We start from the raw sequence: 19,299 nt of genomic DNA, 5'->3' as shown, positions 1-19,299 counted from the left end.
GCCTCCAGATGGCGGACACCCCGGGCCCGGGCGTGGCCGGAACCGGCATAGTGGCATTGTGAACGCCCGTCATTCCGCCCTGGCCCTGCTCGTCGCCGTCCTGTGGGGCGTCAACTTTGTCGCGATTGATCTTGGCCTGCATCCGGACGGGGAGGTGATGCCCCCGCTGCTGTTCGTGGCCATGCGCTTCACGCTGGTGGTCCTGCCGTGCATCTTCTTCATCCGGCGGCCGGACGTCAGCTGGAGGGCGATCATCGGCGTCGGACTCCTGATGAGTGCCGGACAGTTCGGCCTCCTCTACCTGGCAATGGCCCTCGGAATGCCTGCCGGCCTCGCCTCGCTGGTGCTGCAGGCGCAGGTCTTGCTGACGGTGCTGCTGGCTGCCGGCTTCCTCGGCGAACGTCCCAGTGGCCGGCAACTGGCCGGCGTCGTGCTCGGGGTGGCGGGCCTCGCCGTCGTTGCCGTCGGGCGGAGCCTTGTGGCGCCGGTGCTGCCGCTGATGATCGTGCTGGCCGCGGCGCTGTCGTGGGCCGCGGGAAACATCGTGGCACGGCAGGCGAAGGCGGCGTCGGGTCTGGGGCTCGTGGTGTGGTCCGGGGCCGTGGTCCCGCTGCCCCTGCTGGGGCTCTCCCTGATCGTCGACGGCCCGGCCGCGGTGTCGGGTGCCGTGATGGAACTGCAGCCGGTCACCCTGCTGAGCGCCCTCTACACGGCCGTGTTCGGCTCCCTTGTGGGGTACGGAATCTGGAACCGGCTGCTGGGACTCTACCCGTCCTCCGCCGTGGTCCCGTTCACGCTGCTGGTCCCGGTAGTGGGGATGACGACGGCGTGGCTGATCCTGCACGAGGTGCCCGCACCAGCCGAAGTGGCCGGCGGCCTGCTGCTGCTTGGCGGGGTGTCGACGGCGGTTCTGCGCCCCCGAACTCCGCGCCCCGCGACTCAGCGGCGGGGCGTTCAGCGGCGGGCGGAGGTCTTGGCGGACGGCCGCGTCGGTGCCTTGGGCGGCAGCTTGGCCGGCGACTTTGCGGCGGACGCTCCCCCGGAGGCTGCGGCCGGGCGCTTGGCCGCGGGGCGCCCGGCGGCGCCCCGCGGCGTCGGGCGCGACGCGGAAGTCCGGGACGCCGCGGTCCTCGACGCCGTGCCCCTCGCCGCACCCCGTGAGGCCGAGGCCGGACGGCGGCGCGAGGCGTAGCCGGGGGAGCGAGGCCCGCGCGCCCTGCCGGGCAGGACAGTCCCGGCGAACAGCAGCAGCAGGGTGGCCGCGCCGGCGGCCGCTGCGAGATAGAAATACAGGTCCGGATGCTCGGAATCGACGTGGCTGGACAAGGCGTCGGGATCGGGGTTGAAGGCCAGTCCCCACTGCCGCAGGAACGCGATCCCGAAGGCGATGAAGAGGATGCTGCCGATCCCGCTCGCAGCCAGGGTCTTGTGCCGGCGGCGGATCACGAGCTCGGTCACACAGGCCACGTAGGCGGCGGCGGAGGCACCGAGGAACCACAGCAGCACGGTTTCATGCAGCGTGATGCCCGTGAGCACCAGGAGCGCCAGGGCAGCGAGGAACGCTCCGATCGCGATCTTTCCGCTGTTACCCATGTGGCGCATGTGAATAATCATGCACGAGCAGGCGGCTACTTCACCACGTAGCCGCGCATGGAGGCCATGATTGCGGCAACACTTTGCTCCCTGGTGCGCTCCGGGTTGTACGTCTGGCGGTCCAGGCCCACCACGAAGCAGGCGCCGAAGATCGCGGTTTCCAGGCTGCCCCGGGAAATCGCCGGATACACGGGGTAGACGGCGGCGACGCTGTCAATCGCGGCGCCGATCACCGCGAGCAGACGCCCGCGGAGCTCGGCAAAGGTGTCCTGCCATTCGCTGGGTGTCCGCCAGTTCTCGCTCACCCACAGCCGGGCAAAGGACGGATACTCGGCCATGAAGTCCATCGCCTGGCCGATCATCTCCTCCATGGCGGTGAGGGGATCGGCGGATTCGTCGCTGACGCTCAGGAGCCGTGCCAGCAGGATGTCCACGCCGTGGCGCAGCAGCTGGGCAATCAGGTCCGATTTGCTGCCGAAATTGTAATACACCGTGCCCTTGGACACCCCCGCGGCCGCGGCGATCTCATCGACCGTCACTCCCGCTGCGCCTCGTTCGCCGATCAGCTCCATGGAGGCCTCGAACAGCCGCTGCTTCGTGGCGTTGGTGCGGCCGGGGCGGAGCTTCTTCCCGGCGTCGGCGGAGCCAGCCGGGCTGCTGGTGGGGGAGCCTGCCGGGCTGCTGGTAGTCATACGGCGATCTCCGGTTTCAGCGACTTGAGGGTCCAGTACTTGTTCTTGCTCACGGCCAGGGTTGACATGGCCAGTCCCAGCACAGTGTAGCCAACCAGTCCCAGCATGGTGGGCAGGATGATGGACAGCTCGGCGCCGTATATGAGGTGCCGCATACCGCTGACCACGTAGCCCATCGGCAGCACCTGGTGCACCAGGTGCAGGGGCTCCGGAGTGGTCTGCCACGGGAACGTGCCGCCGGAGGAAACCAGCTGCAGCACGAGCAGGATGAGCACCACCAGCTTTCCGGGTGATCCGAGCAGCGCCACCACGCCCTGGATGATCGCGCTGAACGCCATCGCGGCCGCCAGCATGAGGAACCACATCAACACCGGGTGGGCGGGATCGAGTCCCAGCCCCACGTCCACCACGAGGGCAAGCAGGCTTGCCTGGACGGCCGAGACCGCCAGGAACGGAAGCCAGCCCCCGGCCGCGATCTTCCAGGCCGGCGCGTTGGACGCCAGCGCGCGCTGCGTGACCGGGCGCATTGCCTGGACCAGCACGAAGACGCCGATCCACAGGGCGAGGGTGAGGAAGAACGGTGCCAGACCCGCGCCGTAGGAGCCGGCCTTGGCCTGCGACACATTGCTGACGGCGACGGGATCCGCCATCACCTTCGAAAGGCTGTTCTTCTGGGCGTCGTCCGGGTCGGGGACCTTCCCGGCGCCCGCGGCGAGTTCGGCGGCCAGGGTTCCGGCGCCGTCAGATGCCGTGGCCGCGCCGCTCTCCAGCTGCGCCGCGCCGTCGTCGAGCTTCTGCGCGCCCTGGGAGAGCATGCCGGCGCCGTCCAGCGCGTTCTGCTGCCCGGCGGCGAGCGCCGCGGAGCCGCCGGCGAGCTGGTCCGCCCCGGCGGAGGCCGTGGCGACGGCGTCGCCGAGGACCGGCGCGGCGCCCGCCAGCTTCGAGGCCCCGGCGCTGACGGCCGCGGAGCCGTCCGCCAGCTGCTGGACCTGGGCGGCGGCCGCCTGGAGTTTGGTGGCGGAGGCACCCGCCGCCGGCGGCGCGGCGGTCGCGTCGAAGTCGGCGACCATCTTGGCGGCCTGTTCCTGGCTGATGACCCCCGCCGTGACGAGGCGGCCGTTGGACGCCACGACCCTGCTCCGCTGGGCCTGCGCGGTGGCCTGTTCCGTGGCCCCGAGCTGCCCGACGATGCTCTGCACCTGGGCATTCAGCGCGGCGTTGCCGGCGGCCACCTGCGCGGCGCCGGCCGCCAGCCGCTGCGAATCGGCGGGCAGCGTGGCCGTCTTGTCCTTCAGCTGGGTGAGGCCGCCGCTGAGTTGCCCCGCTCCGGCGTTGAGCGCGTTGGTGCCGTCCCGGAGCTTGAGCTGGCCGTTGTAGAGCTCGGCGGCGCCGTTCTTGAGCTCGCCCGTGCCCTGGTGCAGGGTCACCGTTCCGTCGTGGAGCCTGGCGACGCCATCGGCCAACTGCCCGGCACCGTCGGAGGCCTTGAGCATCTGGGAATGGATGGTGCCGAACCCGGTGAGGAGCTGGTTGGCGGTTTCGGCGCCCACTTCCTTGGCGACCGTCGTGTGCACGGCCGTGGTGAGCTTGTCCACGATGGTGCTCAGGAGGTAGTTGTTGGCGTCGTTGGTCGTGACATTGAGCATGGCCTGGTTGGCGGCGTCGAAACTGCCGGGGGAGACCAGGTTCGCGGAGAAGTCCTTGGGGATCTTCAGGGCGAAGGCGTACTTGCCGTTGCTGACGCCCTGGTCCGCTTCTTCAGTGCTGGAAACGGTCTGCCAGTTGAAGACGTGGCCGTCCACGAGGCTCCCGGCCACCTTCCGGCCGGCCTCCAGCCGCGTGCCGTCGGCGGAGGTGGCGCCCGAGTCCTCGACCACGAGGGCTGCGTCGATCTGGTTCAGCTTGCCGTACGGATCCCAGTTGGCGTAGAGGTACACGGCGCCGTAGAGCAGCGGAACCATGGCCAGCGCCAGGATGGTCAGCTTGGGCAGCAGCCCGCCGGTCATGCGCTTGAGTTCGGAGCGGGCCAGCCGCAGCACAGTCACTTTGGATCCTCTGTTTCGGGTACGGATTCGGTTAGGAAATCGGTTAGGGAATCGTCGTCAGTACGCGGAACGGCGTTGCCGATCACGGCCGCGGGGCCTGTCCAGTCCCCCGGGATACGAGTGACGGTGGCGACGACGGCGAGCGGCCGCCCGGCGTCGTGCGCCAGCTCAACAAGCCGCGGCAGCCAGTCCGCGGGATCGCCGCTGTGCCGGTCCGGGGAATCGACCACGAGGAGGTCGGTGTGCGGATTTGCGAGTGCCAGGGCCGTCAGCAGCTCGAGCCGCCGCCCGGCCCGCAGCTGCTCGGTCCACAGCCCGGCGATGTCCTCGAAGCTGTTGACCTTGAGCCAGGGCGTGCTGAGCAGGGCGCCACGGTAGCGGCGCGGGACCAGGGCGAGGTCCTCCGTGACGAGGTCGCGGACGCTCAGGTGCTGTTCGGGTTCGTTGACGCCGGGGGAGTCCACCACGGCGCTCGCCTGCCGGAGGGGCTTGATCCCGGCCTTGCCGTCCCACTCGAGGGTCCCGGCGGAGGGCTTCATGCGTCCGCTCAGGGTCAGGGCGAGGGCGGTGCGCTGGTCCTGCCGGCTGTCCGCAACCAGCAGGAGCCCGCCGCGCCCGGCCTGCAGCGAGGTGGGCGGGAGCAGGTCATCCCGCCGGCCGGTTACGGAGAGCTGTTGTACGGAGAGCAAAGCGGGCCTTTCGCAGGAACGATGTCTGCTTCAATGCTAACCGAACTGACCAGTCAGTTCAAATAAAATGTTCCGGGTGTGATCAACCAGACGCACTTTGGCCCCGGGCCGGTGCCCGTCGGCGTGCCCGTGGGCGTGCCGGTGCCGTGGGGGTGCGGCACGGCTCAGAGCCCGTACTCCTCAAGCAGGCGGAGCCAGACCTCGCTGATCGTGGGATAGGAGGGCACGGCGTGCCACAGGCGGTCCAGCGGCACTTCGCCCACGACGGCGATCGTGGCGGCGTGCAGGAGTTCAGCCACATCCGGACCCGCGAAGGTGGCGCCCAGCAGGACCTTGCTGTCCTCATCGATCACCAGCTGGGCCCAGCCTTCGTAGTGCTCGGCGTGCAGGGAGGAGCCGGCCACCTGGATGGGGAGCTCCACGGTGGAGACCCTGAAGCCGTCCTTTTCCGCCTTGTCCACGGTCCGGCCGACATTGGCCAGTTCCGGGTCGGTGAACACCACGTTGGGCACGGCGTGGTCATCGGCGGTGTGGGCGAAGCGGCTCCACGGGGCCGGCTCGCCGCTGAGCTCCCCCTTGGCCCGGGCGGCAATGGCGTCGCCGGTGGCCCGGGCCCCGTACTTGCCCTGGTGGGTCAGCATGGCCCTCCCGGCGGCGTCGCCGGCGGCGTAGAGCCACGGGGCGCCGTCGGCTGTGCTGGCTGTTGCGTTGTCCGTTGCGTGCTGGACTAGGCCGGTGGAATCAGTGGTGAGCCTCAGGGGACGGCCCTCGGCGGCGGCAAGCCCCACGCTCTCCAGGCCGATCCCCTCGAGGGATGGGTGCCGGCCGGTGGCCACGAGCAGTTTGTCCGCCGTGACGGTGGTGCCGCCGTCGAGCACCAGCGTGAGGGAGCCGTCGGCGTTCTCGCTGACGCTTCTGGTGCCGGTGCGCAGGTGGAGGACGACGCCGTCGGCGCGCAGTCCGGCGGTGACCAGTTTGGCGGCTTCTTCCGGGAAGGCGCCCAGCAGTCCGCCGCGGGCCACCAGCGTCACGGCTGCCCCGAGGCGCGCGTAGGCCTGGGCAAGTTCGACGCCGGCCACGCCGCCGCCGAGCACGGCCAGCCGGTCAGGGATCGCGTGGGCGGAGGTTGCCTCCCGGGTTGTCCAGTACCCGACATCCGCGAGCCCTTCAACGGGCGGCAGATTGGGCGTGGAACCCGTGGCGACCACGACGGCGTGCCGGGCCGAGAGCGCGTAGCTGTTGCCGTCCAGCCCGGCCACCTCCACCCTGCGCGGGGCGGTGATCCAGCCGTGGCCGCGGATCAGTTCAATCCCGGACTTCTCGACCCACGTGACCTGGCTGTCATCCTGCCAGTTGGACGTGAAGTGGTCCCGGCGCTTCAGCACGGCAGCCGCATCGAGGGTGCTGGTGATCGCCTGTTCGGCGCCCGGGACGGCCTGGGCGCCATGCAGCGCTGTGCCAGGGCGGAGGAGCGCCTTCGACGGCATGCAGGCCCAGTAGGAGCATTCACCGCCCACCAGCTCGGCCTCGATCAGCACCGCCGTCAGCCCGCCCCGGACCACGCGGTCCGCCACGTTCTCGCCCACTGCGCCCGCACCGATCACGATGACATCGAATTCCCGCTCATGCTGTGCCGTCATGGCAACAGCCTACGCCCGGGTCATGACCGGTTCCGGGGGCCCTCCATGCCCGTGGCAGCGCGGAATCTTGCCCGCGCCGACAGTCTGCACCAACCGCACGCCCCGACAGCCTGTGCAGGACGTGGGACCTTCGCTACTGTAGAGAGCACATATGGGGGAAGGGAAGTACCGTGACAGCAGCAAATATGACCGCAGGCAAGATGGTGCCTCAGGCAAGGTTCAGTGCGCAGGCCAGGCTTCGCGCTTTGCAAGCGGACATCATGGAGCTGATCCTGGAGCGCGAGCTTGAAGCCGGGGATCCGCTGCCTACCGAGAACGAGCTCGCCGCCGCGCTCGGCGTCGGGCGTAACACGTTGCGGGAATCGCTGAAGGTGCTCCAGGCGCTGGGCGTCATCGAGATCCGTCACGGCTTCGGTATGTTCGTGGCGCCCAGCAATTTCGATGCCCTGACCGACGGGCTCACGTTCCGGGCCCGGCTGTCGCTACGGCACCACGGGCAGGAGGCGCTGCAGCTTGTGGACGTCCGGCAGGCCCTGGAAACGGGGCTGATCGGCGCCGCCATGGACCAGATAACGCCGGAACAGCTGGTAGCCGTCGACGATTCCGTGCGCCAGATGGAAGCGCTGGCCGGCGCCGCCGAGCACTTCGTTGAAGCCGACGCGGAATTCCACCGCCGGCTGTTCGAACCGCTGAACAACGAGCTGCTGATCAGCCTGATGGGCGTGTTCTGGAAGGTGTACCGCAGGATCCACATCGAACTCGGCGGCACGGACGCCGTCGACCTCGCGGAGGCGGCCGCGCTGCACCGGGGAATCTACGAGGCTGTCGCCGCGGCGGACAAGGTGCTGGCAGCCGAGCGGCTCAGCAGCCACTTCGACGGGATCCGTAGCCGTATCACCCAGGCCACGAACTGACAGAGGCTCAACCCCGCGCTCACTCGCGGGTTCGGCCCGGACTCGCCGTGTGGAAACAGCGAGTGTGGAGCGAACCCGCGAGCCGTCGGGTCAGGAGGCTTAAACCAGAAGATCCGCAGCGGCGGACCGGTGCGGATCTTCATTCTCTGTGCGCCCAGAGGGATTCGAACCCCCGGCCTTCTGTTCCGTAGACAGACGCTCTATCCAGCTGAGCTATGGGCGCATTCTCGGCTCTGGGAGAACTTCTCGCTCCCCGAACCTCGAATTACTTTACGCGAGCAGGGGCCTGGTTACAAATCGAAACAGGTGTAATCTAGGCGACTAGACCGGTCTACGTGACCTTGGTCACAAAAAAGGATGCCACGGTCCGGACGATTCCTTGGATTTCCGCGGTTTTTGATTCCAAGAGCCCCGGTCATCCCACATCCTGGCCCGAAATCGGATCCCCCGCGAGACCTAGCATTTAGGACACACGACTGAACCCGAGGAAGGGAACCGTAATGGGAGATCTGGCGCGACTGCCGTTGCTTGAAAAAGCACCCACCACACATGCCGCACTGCTGGCATGGGTTGAAGAGGTAGCTGAACTGACCCAGCCGGACCGGATCTACTGGGTTGATGGTTCGGAAGAGGAAAACACCCGGCTCACGGACGAGCTCGTTGACGCGGGCACCCTGACCCGGCTGAACGAGAAGCTGTTCCCCAACTCCTTTGCCGCGTTCTCCGATCCCGCCGATGTTGCCCGCGTGGAAGAGCAGACCTTCATCTGCTCCGAGAACGAACGCGACGCAGGCTTCACGAACAACTGGATGGCTCCGGCGCGGATGAAGGAGAAGCTGCACGGCCTGTTCGCCGGCTCCATGCGCGGCCGCACCATGTATGTGATCCCGTTCGTCATGGGCCACCTTGACGCCGAGGACCCCAAGTTCGGCGTGGAGATCACCGACAGCGCCTACGTTGTCGCCTCCATGCGCATCATGGCCAAGATCGGCACCGAGGTCCTGGACCGGATGACCGCCACGAACGCCTTCTTCGTCCCCGCACTGCACTCCCTCGGCGCCCCGCTGGCTCCCGGCCAGGCCGATGTCTCCTGGCCCTGCAACCCGGACAAGTGGATTGTGCACTTCCCCGAAGAGCGCTCCATCTGGTCCTACGGCTCCGGCTACGGCGGCAACGCCCTCCTGGGCAAGAAGTGCTACGCCCTGCGCATCGCTTCCGTAATGGCCCGCGACGAGGGCTGGCTCGCGGAGCACATGCTCATCCTCAAGCTCACGTCGCCGGAGCAGAAGAAGTACTACATCTCCGCTGCCTTCCCCTCGGCGTGCGGTAAGACCAACCTCGCCCTGCTCGACCCCACCATCGAAGGCTGGAAGGTCGAAACCCTCGGCGACGACATCACCTGGATGCGGATCGGCAAGGAAGGCGAACTGCGCGCCACCAACCCCGAGGCGGGCCTGTTCGGCGTCGCTCCGGGCACCGGTTGGGGCACCAACCCCAACGCCATGCGCGCCATCGCCAAGGGTCACAGCATCTTCACCAACGTCGCACTGACCGACGACGGCGGCGTGTGGTGGGAGGGTATGACCGAGGAAGTCCCGGCGCACCTGACCGACTGGGAGGGCAACTCCTGGACTCCCGATTCGGACAAGCCGGCAGCCCACCCGAACTCGCGCTTCTGCACGCCGATCTCCCAGATCGACATGCTGGCCGAGGAGTACTTCAGCCCCGACGGTGTCGAGCTGTCCGCGATCCTGTTCGGCGGCCGCCGCAAGACAACCATTCCGCTGGTAACGCAGTCCCGCAGCTGGTCCAACGGCATCTTCATGGGTTCCACGCTGTCCTCCGAGACCACGGCGGCGGCTGCCGGCCAGGTCGGCGTGCTGCGGCGCGACCCCATGGCCATGCTGCCGTTCATCGGCTACGACGCCGGCGACTACCTGAACCACTGGGTGAACCTCTCCGCGAAGGCCAACCCGGCACGCCTGCCCAAGATCTTCCTGGTCAACTGGTTCCGCCGCACGGCCGACGGCGGCTTCGCCTGGCCCGGATTCGGCGACAACGCCCGCGTCCTGAAGTGGGCCATCGAGCGCCTCGAAGGCAAGGCTGCCGCCGTCGAGACCCCCATCGGCTTCGTGCCGACCGGCGACTCCCTGGACCTGGCCGGCCTGGACCTGACCCCCGCCGACGTGGAAGACGCAGTCCGCGTCGACCCCGAGGAGTGGGCCGCCGAGCTTGCCTCCATCGAAGAGTGGTACGCCAACTTCGGTGGCTCCCTGCCGGAGGCGCTGCAGAACGAGCTCGAAGGGCTGAAGGCACGACTCAGCTAGTCTTACCCATAACAACGACGGCGGCGCCGCACCTTGCGAAGGTGCGGCGCCGCCGTCGTTGTTGGCTTTCCGGGACAGGTCCGGATCAGCTGGCGAGCCAGATGTCCGGGCCGAAGACCTCGTAGTGGATCTTCGTGGCCGGGACGCCCGCGTTGATGGCCTCGTTGCGGATGCTCTTCATGAACGGCAGCGGCCCGCACAGGTACAGCGACGCGTTGGCTGGCAGATCCACTTCGCGCAGCGACATGAAGCCCGCGTTCGCCCCGGCTTCCGGCTGCTCGAGCCAGAGCTGCAGCTCGGCGCCGTCGAGGCGTTCGACGTCGTCCGTCATCTGCCCGCGCAGCGCCCAGCTGTCCAGGGTACTTTCCGCGTGCAGGACCAGGACTTGGCGGTCCGAACCGGACTCGGCGAGGGAGCGCAGGATCGACGCGGTCGGCGTGCAGCCGATGCCGGCCGAGGCCAGGACCACCGGGCCGTCGCCTTCCTTGAGCGTGATTTCGCCGTACGGGTTGGAGATCTCCAGGACATCGCCTACCTCCACGGTGTTGTGCAGCACGGGGGAGACCTCGCCGCCGTCGTCCAGCTTGGTGGTGAAGCTGCGGCTGGTGCCGGCGTCGCCGGACAGTGAGTACTGGCGGACCTGGCGCAGGCCGTCCGGGAGGACCACCTTGACGCTGACGTACTGGCCCGGGAGCGCGGCGGTGATGGGCGTGTCGTCCGCCGGTTCCAGGGCGAACGTCATGGAGCCGGTGCCGGCGGGAGTCTTGGCGGCGACCTTCCAGGGGCTCCACATCTTGCCGTTGGCCTGCGCGGCGTAGAGGCCCTTTTCGAGCTTGATCAGGGCGTCCGCCATGAGCCAGTAGACCTCGGTCCAGGCTTCGGCGATTTCCGGAGTGATGACCTCGGCGAGGTCCTCGGCGATGGCGGCGAAGAGGTGCTCATAGACCACCTGGTACTGCGGTTCGCTGATGCCGAGGGAGGCGTGGCGGTGGGCGATCCGGGACAGCACGGTCTCCGGCAGGGTGCCGGGGTTGCTCACCAGGTGGCTCGCGAAGGCGGCGATGCTTCCGGCCAAGGCCTGCTGCTGGTCGCCGGAGCGCTGGTTGGAGCGGCTGAACAGGCCGTCCAGCAGTTCGGGGTGGGCGGCGAAGAGGCGGGCGTAGAACTTGGGGGTGATCTCTCCGATCCGGGAACCGACCAGCGGCAGGGTGGCCTCGATGACGGGGAAGGACTTGTCCGAGAGCATGCTGACTCCTGAGATAGTGGGCCGGGGTCTTCAACCGGACCGCGATAAAATACCTGCATTTGAAATGCGAGTATTCATAGCTCAGTTCTACAGGGTGTAGAAAAGGAAAGCAAATCCGGCCGGCTCGCGGGTTCGGTCCCGGCTCGACGTGTGGAGACGCCCCGCGGCGGACGGAACCCGCGAGCGGTTCTGCACTTGGCCCGGCGCCGAACCCAGCCGGCAGGCTCAGAGCCCGGGCCGCAGGCCGATCGCCTGGAACACTGGGGTCATCTGCCGGGAGCCGGGCAGGGAGGCGACGACGACGTCGTCGAGTTCGCGGTAGAAGGCCTCGCGGGCGCGGGCCAACGCGGCCCGGAGGCGGCACTCGGTGATGAGCGGGCAGGTCCCGCCCGCGGCGACGCAGTCGGCCGGGTCCAGCCTGGTATCGAGCTGCCGCAGGAGCTGGCCCACGGTGGCGGCGCGGCCCGCGCTACTGAGGCGCGAGCCGCCGTTGCGGCCGCGTTCGACGTCGATCATGCCCAGCTCACGCAGCTTCGCCATGGCCTTGCTGACGTGGTTGTACGGCGTTCCGACGGCGTCGGCGATGTTCTGGGTGGTCAGCAGCCCGCCGTCGGGTGCGGCCGCGAGCACCATCATGGCGCGCAGGCTCACATCCGCAAACGCGTTGATCTTCATGTCACCAGCTTAGGCCGGTCTAGTCCACCCAGACGGCGGGTTCATTGGTATCGGCGGAAAGCTGACCGAACTCCAACTCGTGCGTCGCGGGATTCGCAGCGTAGGGAAGGACCGCCGCGAACAACGAGCCGTCCCGGTGCTCGGCGGCCACGTGGATGGCGTCCGAGTCCTCTTCCAGCAGCGTGATGTCGCAGACGACGGCGACGGCGCGGAAGTCCTCCCGGTGCTGCCGGAGCAGCTCATGGAGGTCGCTGATCATGGAGTCGGCATCGAAGTCGGCGTCCGTGCCCTCCGCCGCGTCCGCCGGCGTCACGGCAACCAGCCGCACCTCGCCGTCGTTCTCGACGACAAGCGCGAACGGCAGGAAGCCGCCGTTGCGCTCCAGCTGCTCCTGCGCGGCTCCGACACCGGTGCCGAGCAGGTTCTCCAGATCGGTCGCGCTGGCTTCCGGCACCGAACCGCGCCAGGAGTCCGCACTTCCGGAGAAATCCGGGTATGCCTCCGCCGATGATTCCGCCATGTCCTAGCCCCGGACCAGCGCCAGGACGCGGTCGCGCACACGTTCCATGGTGTCGGCGTCCGTGGCTTCGACGTTCAGGCGCAGGAACGGCTCCGTGTTGGAGGGGCGCAGGTTGAACCAGTAGCTGCCGTCCGTCGCGATGAAGGTGCTGCCGTCGAGGTAGTCCACCTCGACGTCCTCGGCCTGGAAATCTTCCCGGACCCGCTCAACAGCCGCGGCTTTGTCCTCAATTTCCGAGTTGATTTCGCCGGAGGACATGTAGGGCTCATATTCCCGGCCCAGTTCGGAAAGGGGCACGTCCTGTTCGCCGAGCGCCGCCAGGACGTGCATGGCCGCCAGCATGCCGGTGTCCGCGTTCCAGAAGTCACGGAAGTAGAAGTGGGCCGAGTGCTCGCCGCCGAAGATGGCCCCTTCCGCGGCCATCACGGCCTTGATGAAGGAGTGGCCCACCCGCGTGCGGACCGCCCGGCCGCCGTGGCGCTCCACGAGTTCCGGCACGGCCCGGGAGGTGAGCAGGTTGTGGATGACGGTGGGGGTGTCCTCGCCGAGGACCTGGGCACGGGCGATCTCGCGGCGGGCCACCATGCCGGTAATGGCCGACGGCGAGACGGGGTCGCCGTTTTCGTCAATGACGAAGCAGCGGTCGGCGTCGCCGTCGAACGCCAGGCCGATGTCCGCCCCGTGCTCGACGACGGCGGCCTGCAGGTCACGCAGGTTCGCCGGTTCGAGCGGGTTGGCGGGGTGGTTGGGGAAGGATCCGTCGAGCTCGAAATACAGCGGGACGATGTCAAGGGGCAGCTTGGGCAGCAGGGCGTCGCCCAGCACGGCCGGAGTGGTGAGGCCGGCCATGCCGTTGCCGGCATCCACCACGACCTTCAGCGGCCGGGATCCGCGGAGGTCGACCAGGCTGCGCAGGTACTCCGCGTAGCCCTTGAGGACGTCATGCACGCCGATCAGGCCACGAGTACCGGACGCGGGGATGGAGCCGGCGTTGAGGTACTCCTCGGCGCGCGCCTGGATTTCCTTGAGCCCGGTTTCGGAGGAGATCGGCACGGCGCCGGCCTTGGCCATTTTGATGCCGTTGTATTCGGCCGGGTTGTGGCTGGCCGTGAATGTGGCGCCGGCCGCGTTCAGGGCGCCGCAGGCGTAGTAGAGCTCGTCGGTGGAGATCAGGTCCAGCAGCTGGACGTTGGCTCCGCGCGTGGCGGCGCCGTCGGCGAAGGCCTTGGTGAACTCGGGGGAGGAGGGGCGCATGTCGCCGCCCACCAGCACGGTCTGCCCCGCGAGATCCAGGACGTCAACGAAGGCAGCACCGACGGCTTCGACGATCTCCGCGGTGATGGATTGGCCCACAATTCCGCGCACGTCGTAGGCCTTGAACGAAGCCGAGAGGTCAAAAGTCTTTGTCTTGTCCGTAGTCACGCGTCTTATCTTACGTTGAAGCTCTTCCGGCGCAGCGGGCTTGTCCACATGGCGGGGGTGCGGGCTACGCGGGTGTCAGGGGTGGCTGGGATACTGAAGCAATGGCCAATCACCAGAACGCTGCAGTCCTTTCCGCATCCATCACTTCTTCCGCGACCCGGGACCAGGCCCAGGAAGTGCTGCGCGAGCTGGTCGGGCATCCGGGGGCCGAGTTCCATGACGGCCAGTTCGAGGCCATTGAAGCGCTGGTCGACGGCGGCAGGCGGGCCCTGGTGGTGCAGCGCACCGGCTGGGGAAAATCGGCCGTGTACTTCGTCGCCTCCCTGCTGCTGCGCCGCCGCGGCGCCGGGCCCACGCTGATCGTGTCCCCGCTGCTGGCGCTCATGCGCGACCAGGTGGCGGCCGCGGCGCGGGCCGGGGTCCGGGCGGTGGCTATCAACTCCGCCAACCAACTGGACTGGGACACCGTCCGGGAGCAGCTCGCCGCCGACGAGGTCGACGTGCTGCTGGTGTCACCGGAACGGCTGACCAACCCCTCCTTCCGCGAAAACCAGCTGCCGGAACTGGTCCGCCGCACCGGGCTCCTGGTGATCGATGAGGCGCACTGCATCTCGGACTGGGGCCACGACTTCCGCCCTGACTACCGGCGCATCGCGGACCTGATATCCCAGCTGCCGGAAACTGTGCCGGTGCTCGCCACCACGGCCACCGCCAACTCCCGGGTGGTCCATGACATCGAGGAACAGCTCGGCGACGGCGTCCTGACCATCCGCGGTGCCCTGGGCCGTGAGTCGCTGCGGCTCGGGGTGCTGACCCTGCCGGACTCCCGCGAACGGCTGGGCTGGCTGCTGACGCACCTGAAAGACCTGCCCGGCAGCGGGATCATCTACACGCTCACGGTGTCCGCGGCCGAGGACACCGCCCGCCTCCTGGCCGAAGCAGGCCACGAGGTGCTCGCCTACACCGGCCGCACCGACCCCGCGGACCGAGAACGCGCCGAACAGCTCCTCAAAGAAAACCAGGTCAAGGCCCTCGTGGCCACGTCAGCCCTCGGCATGGGCTTCGACAAGCCGGACCTCGGCTTTGTGGTGCACCTCGGGGCGCCGTCGTCTCCCGTGGCCTACTACCAGCAGGTGGGCCGTGCCGGCCGAGGGGCGGCGAACGCCGACGTCCTGCTGCTGCCCGGCTCCGAGGACCGCGACATCTGGCAGTACTTCGCCACCGCGTCCATGCCGTCCGAGGAGAAGGCCGCCGCCGTGCTGACCGCCCTAGCCGAAGCAGGAACAGCAGTGTCCACGGTGGCGCTCGAGGCCCGGGTTGACCTGCGCCGGACCCCGCTGGAGCTGCTGCTGAAAGTCCTCGCCGTGGACGGGGCCGTAGAGCGGGTCGGCGGCGGCTGGCGGTCCACCGGCGAGCCGTGGAGCTACGACGCCGAGCGGTACGGCCGCATCGCGGAGGCCCGCGTGGATGAGCAGGATTCCATGCTGATCTACCAGGACACGGCCGGCTGCCGGATGGAGTACATCACCTCGGTCCTCGACGACGAGACCGCCCACGCCTGCGGCCGCTGCGACAACTGCGCCGGCCAATGGTTCCCGGCCGACATCGCCGCGTCCGCGACGGAAGCCGCCGGCCAGACGCTGAGCCGCGCCGGCGTCGTCCTGGAGCCGCGGCTGCAGTGGCCCAGCGGCATGGACCGCCTGGGCGTGCCGGTGAAGGGCAGGATCAAGGCCGAGGAAAGCCTCGCCAACGGTCGGGTGCTGGCGCGACTGACGGACCTGGGCTGGGGCGGCGCCCTGCGGGAAGCCTTCGCCGCCGGTGCGGCGGACCGGCCCGTGGACTCCGGGATGCTGCAGGCCTGCGTCCAGGTGCTGCGCGAATGGGGCACCGGAGACGGCCGCAACCCGGGCTGGAGCGGGGCCTGCCGTCCCGCCGCGATCATCAGCGTCCCCTCCCGGGGCAAACCGGGACTTGTCGATTCCCTGGCCCGGGGGATATCGGAGATCGGCCGCATCCCGTACCTGGGGCAGCTGCAGCTCCAACACGGCGGACCCACGGGCGGGCGCGGCGGCAACAGCGCCTACCGGCTCGCCGGGGTCTGGGACCGCCTTGTCGTGGGCCAGGAGCTGGAAGCGGCCCTCGCCGGGTTCCAGGGCCAGAGCGTGATGCTTGTGGACGATCTTGTCGACAGCCGCTGGACCGTCACCGTGGCGGGACGGGCTCTCAGGCTTGCGGGCGCCGGCGCTGTGCTGCCGTTGGTGCTTGGCCAGGCCGGCTGACCTCGGCTCCTGCATGGCGGGGAAGTGCCAGGCTGTCAAGCGTACTCAGGAGCATGACGGCGGCAATGGCCAGGAAGGCACTCCGGTACGGTGCCGTCGGGTCACCGGCCGCCGTGCCCGGGATCAAGCCGGCTGAGCCGAAGATCCGGAGCAGCAGTGCGCCAACCGCGATCCCGGCTCCGGCCGCGAGCTGCACGAGCGTGGCGGAGACGGCGTTGGCGGACGGCAGCTGGGCGGGGTCGACGTCGGCGTACTGGACGGACGCGTACGCCGAGAACCCGATGGAACGGAACGCTCCGCTGGCCACCAGCAGCGCGAAGACCAGCGGCTCCGGAGTTCCGGCCTCAATCAGTGCGCACAGCGCAAAGGTGGCCGCGGAGGCCAGCGAGGCGAACGCCAGCACGGGCTTGAACCCGAAGCGCCGGATGATAGGCGTCGTGGCCGGCTTGATCCCGATGTTGCCCACGAACACCGCGGCCACCATGATCCCGGCGTGCATGGGGTCCCAGCCGAAGCCGTTCTGGAACATCAGCGGCAGCAGGAACGGCACAGAGCTGATGGTCAGCCGGTAGATGAAACCGCCCGTGGCCGTCGCACGGAACGTCCTCGTGGAGAAGACAGACAAGTTGAACAAGGGGGTCCGGGCCCGCCGCATCCAGGTCACGGCGGCGGCCAGGAATGCCAGCCCCGCGACGATGCCCACAGCCGCCGGCGTCCCGGACCGGTGTCCGCCCGCGAGTTCCAGGCCCACCATCAGGGCCCCGACGCCGAGGGTGGTCAATGCCAGCCCCGGCCAGTCCAGCCGGCGCCTGCTGTCACCGGCGGCAGCGGGGACGAGGCGCAGGGCGGCCAGGAACGCCGCCAGCCCCAAGGGGAGATTGACCAGGAAGATCCAGTGCCACGACAGGTACGTGGTCAGCGCCCCGCCCACGAGCGGCGCGAGGACCGGCGCCAGCAGGCCCGGCCACACCAGATAGGCCGTGGCCCGCAGCAGGTCCTTCTTCGGTGTTCCGCGGAGCACCACGAGGGTGCCCACAGGGACCATCATCGCCCCGCCGGCCCCCTGAAGCACGCGGCTCAGGGTCAGCATCGTGAGGTCCTGGCTGAGCGCACAGAGCAGGGAAGCGGCAGTGAACGTGGCGATGGCAAGGCAGAAGACCCGCCGTGCCCCGAGACGTTCCGCGAGCCAGCCGCTGAGCGGGATCCCCATCGCCACGGTCATCAGGTAGGCCGTCATGGTGATGTTGACGTCAGCGGCCGCCACCGAGAAATCGGCGGCAATGCTGGGAATGGCGGTGGTGAGGACGGTCCCGTCGAGGAATTCCATGAAGAATGTCGCGGCGACCAGCAGGGCCAGCCGGGGGCTCCAGGCGTCCGTGATCGTGGCGGCGTCGGGCCTGTCAGCGCCGGGCCTGTCAGCACCGGGCCTGTCAGCGTCGGGCCCGTCAGCGTCGGGCCTGTCAGGAGGGGTGCTCATACGATTCCAGCACGGCCATGGCGGCGTTGTGGCCGCCGATTGCGCTGACGGCTCCGCCGCGGCGTGCGCCGGAGCCGCAGAGCAGGATCTGCGGATCATCGGTCGCCACGCCCCAGCGCCGGGCCGGCGTGTCAAGCGGTGCGCCGTCTTCCACGAACGGACAGTCGAGCCCGCCGTGGAAGATGTTCCCCCGCGGCATGCCGACGGCGCGTTCGATGTCCAGCGTGGTCTTCGTTTCGATGCAGGGGCGTCCGTCCGGGCCGGTCAGCAGCAGGTCCTGGATGGGCTCGGCCAGCACGGAATTGAGGGATGTCAGGACGGCGGCCTGCAGTTCGGCGCGCCGGTCCTCGTTGTTCTCCGCCGTGACCAGCCGGTCCGGGACGTGCAGGCCGAAAACGGTGAGGGTGTGGGCGCCTGCTGCCTGCAGTTCCGGAGACAGGATGCTGGGGTCGGTCAGCGAATGGCAGTAGATCTCGCACGGCAGCGGCGCGGGCACGGTTCCGGCCGCGGCGCTGAGGTAGGCGGCGTCGAGCTGGGACCAGGTCTCATTGATATGGAACGTCCCGCCGAAGGCCGCCTCCGGGCTGACGGTCCTGTCCAGCAGCCGGGGGAGCCGCTTGAGCAGCAGGTTCACCTTGACCTGGGCGCCTTCGCGGAGATGGTTCGGGTTTTCCGTCCTGAGGCACGCCGCGGTGCCGGCGCTCTCGGCCGCGCTGGTGCCGGCGATGACCGCGCTGTCGGCCGCGCCCCGGGCCCGCAGCCGGCCAAGGACCACGGGGGCCACATTGGCGAGGATCCACGGTGCCGTGGCCGTATGGTCCTGCCCGCCGCGGCGGTAGTCCACGACGCCGCCGGGGCGGATCGCCGTGACGTCCGCGGAGGTCAGGATGGTTGCGCCGGCGGCGCGGGCGGCGCGTTCCAGCTCACCGGACACGGCGCCCATGCCGCCGACCGGCACATCCCAGTCGCCTGTCCCGCCGCCGAGCAGGTGGTACAGGAAGCAGATGTTCTGCTGGAGGTCTTCGTCGTCCGCCCGGGCGAACGTGCCGATCAGGGCATCGGTCAGGACCACGCCGCGGACCAGATCGTTGTGCAGTTCCTTGGTGATGACGTTGCCGATCGGCCGCTCGATCATCGCGTCCCAGGCCTCGGCGGCGCCGGCCCGGGCGGCGAGGGACCTCGCCTCGGACCGTGTCCGCAGCGGTGCGGTCATGGTGGGCCAGAGCGCTTCCGTGAGTTTCCGGCAGCCGGCGTAGAACTCGGTGAAGGCGCGGAACTCGTCGTCGGGGGCGCCGACGGCTGCAAAGGATGCCGCGGTGGCGGCGGCGTCCCCGTTGTCGACCAGCAGGGCCCGGCTGCCGTCCTGCGGATCGGGGGTGTAGGACGAGTAACGCCGCCGTGCCAGCCGGATCCGCAGGCCGACGTCGTCGATAATCTGCTGCGGCAGGAGGCTGACCAGGTAGGAGTAGCGCGACAGGCGGGCGTCGACGCCGTCGAACGCCTGCGCGGACACAGCGGCGCCACCGGGGTGCTCGAGTTTCTCCAGCAACAGGACGTCCCGGCCGGCCTTGGCCAGATACGCAGCCGCGGCAAGGCCGTTGTGGCCGCCGCCTACGATGATCGCGTCAAACGCGTTGTTGCCCGACATGGGCCTATCCTGCCATCCGGACCCGCCGGAAGGCGCGAGGCGTCCGGCCCCCGGACGGCTGGCACCCGGACGGCGCGGGCAGATCAGGGCGAATGGACGACGGCGATTCGCCCTGATCTGCCCGCGCGCTGA

Annotated in this window: 15 protein-coding genes and 1 tRNA gene; 5 read left to right on the top strand and 11 right to left on the bottom strand. The window is 69.0% G+C overall.

The genetic code is table 11. The features are described 5' to 3' along the window. Positions 1–58: 58 nt before the first annotated feature. Complete coding sequence (locus ACQCSY_RS05750; RefSeq protein WP_427133942.1) at positions 59–1,192, top strand: EamA family transporter; 1,134 nt, start codon at positions 59–61, stop codon at positions 1,190–1,192. Between the two features lie 107 nt (positions 1,193–1,299). Further along, complete coding sequence (locus ACQCSY_RS05745) at positions 1,300–1,644, top strand: hypothetical protein (RefSeq protein WP_427133940.1); 345 nt, start codon at positions 1,300–1,302, stop codon at positions 1,642–1,644. Here ACQCSY_RS05745 and ACQCSY_RS05740 read toward each other — a convergent pair. The 4 genes from ACQCSY_RS05740 to ACQCSY_RS05725 form a co-directional block, all read right to left on the bottom strand. Then, a complete protein-coding gene (locus tag ACQCSY_RS05740; protein ID WP_427133939.1) occupies positions 1,629–2,285 on the bottom strand; it encodes a TetR/AcrR family transcriptional regulator in 657 nt (218 codons plus the stop codon). The two genes, ACQCSY_RS05745 and ACQCSY_RS05740, sit on opposite strands and share 16 nt — an antisense overlap. Then, a complete protein-coding gene (locus tag ACQCSY_RS05735) occupies positions 2,282–4,330 on the bottom strand; it encodes a YhgE/Pip family protein (RefSeq protein ID WP_427133937.1) in 2,049 nt (682 codons plus the stop codon). Before ACQCSY_RS05735 ends, ACQCSY_RS05740 begins: the two co-directional genes overlap by 4 nt. Continuing rightward, positions 4,327–5,019, bottom strand: a complete 693-nt coding sequence (locus tag ACQCSY_RS05730; RefSeq protein WP_427133935.1) for an ABC transporter ATP-binding protein — start codon at positions 5,017–5,019, stop codon at positions 4,327–4,329. Before ACQCSY_RS05730 ends, ACQCSY_RS05735 begins: the two co-directional genes overlap by 4 nt. 164 nt (positions 5,020–5,183) lie before the next feature. Next, on the bottom strand, positions 5,184–6,659 hold the full coding sequence (locus ACQCSY_RS05725; protein WP_427133933.1) for a dihydrolipoyl dehydrogenase family protein: 1,476 nt from the start codon (positions 6,657–6,659) through the stop codon (positions 5,184–5,186). Between the two features lie 185 nt (positions 6,660–6,844). Between ACQCSY_RS05725 and ACQCSY_RS05720 the strand changes: the two genes are divergently transcribed. Continuing rightward, positions 6,845–7,573, top strand: coding sequence for a FadR/GntR family transcriptional regulator (locus ACQCSY_RS05720; RefSeq protein WP_427135699.1), 729 nt, complete (start codon positions 6,845–6,847; stop codon positions 7,571–7,573). Positions 7,574–7,722: 149 nt separating this feature from the next. Here the strand turns inward: ACQCSY_RS05720 and ACQCSY_RS05715 are convergent. After that, a tRNA-Arg gene (locus ACQCSY_RS05715) sits at positions 7,723–7,796 on the bottom strand. Between the two features lie 277 nt (positions 7,797–8,073). Here ACQCSY_RS05715 and ACQCSY_RS05710 point away from each other — a divergent pair. Continuing rightward, positions 8,074–9,900, top strand: a complete 1,827-nt coding sequence (locus tag ACQCSY_RS05710; protein ID WP_427133931.1) for a phosphoenolpyruvate carboxykinase (GTP) — start codon at positions 8,074–8,076, stop codon at positions 9,898–9,900. A gap of 85 nt (positions 9,901–9,985) precedes the next feature. Here ACQCSY_RS05710 and ACQCSY_RS05705 read toward each other — a convergent pair whose 3' ends face one another. From ACQCSY_RS05705 to ACQCSY_RS05690, 4 genes are all read right to left on the bottom strand, one after another. After that, positions 9,986–11,146 (bottom strand): globin domain-containing protein, encoded by a 1,161-nt coding sequence (locus tag ACQCSY_RS05705; protein WP_427133929.1) that lies wholly within the window; start codon positions 11,144–11,146, stop codon positions 9,986–9,988. A gap of 225 nt (positions 11,147–11,371) precedes the next feature. Next, positions 11,372–11,821: an RrF2 family transcriptional regulator gene (locus tag ACQCSY_RS05700; RefSeq protein ID WP_427133928.1), complete on the bottom strand. Its 450-nt coding sequence runs from the start codon at positions 11,819–11,821 to the stop codon at positions 11,372–11,374. A 19-nt stretch (positions 11,822–11,840) separates the two neighbouring features. Continuing rightward, positions 11,841–12,341, bottom strand: a complete 501-nt coding sequence (locus ACQCSY_RS05695; protein WP_427133926.1) for a hypothetical protein — start codon at positions 12,339–12,341, stop codon at positions 11,841–11,843. Between the two features lie 3 nt (positions 12,342–12,344). Further along, positions 12,345–13,763 (bottom strand): phosphomannomutase/phosphoglucomutase, encoded by a 1,419-nt coding sequence (locus tag ACQCSY_RS05690; RefSeq protein WP_427133924.1) that lies wholly within the window; start codon positions 13,761–13,763, stop codon positions 12,345–12,347. A 101-nt stretch (positions 13,764–13,864) separates the two neighbouring features. On the opposite strand from ACQCSY_RS05690, the gene ACQCSY_RS05685 reads away from it, so the two are divergent. Beyond that, complete coding sequence (locus tag ACQCSY_RS05685; RefSeq protein WP_427133922.1) at positions 13,865–16,042, top strand: RecQ family ATP-dependent DNA helicase; 2,178 nt, start codon at positions 13,865–13,867, stop codon at positions 16,040–16,042. Here ACQCSY_RS05685 and ACQCSY_RS05680 read toward each other — a convergent pair. Both ACQCSY_RS05680 and ACQCSY_RS05675 read right to left on the bottom strand, forming a co-directional pair. Further along, positions 15,987–17,519, bottom strand: a complete 1,533-nt coding sequence (locus ACQCSY_RS05680) for an MFS transporter (RefSeq protein ID WP_427133920.1) — start codon at positions 17,517–17,519, stop codon at positions 15,987–15,989. The two genes, ACQCSY_RS05685 and ACQCSY_RS05680, sit on opposite strands and share 56 nt — an antisense overlap. Further along, positions 17,503–19,167 (bottom strand): phytoene desaturase family protein, encoded by a 1,665-nt coding sequence (locus tag ACQCSY_RS05675; protein ID WP_427133918.1) that lies wholly within the window; start codon positions 19,165–19,167, stop codon positions 17,503–17,505. The genes ACQCSY_RS05680 and ACQCSY_RS05675 overlap by 17 nt, the downstream gene beginning before the upstream one ends. Positions 19,168–19,299 lie beyond the last annotated feature (132 nt).

The organism is Pseudarthrobacter sp. S9 (assembly GCF_050156545.1).
Classification (GTDB): domain Bacteria; phylum Actinomycetota; class Actinomycetes; order Actinomycetales; family Micrococcaceae; genus Arthrobacter.
This window is presented reverse-complemented; position numbering and strand designations above follow the sequence as displayed.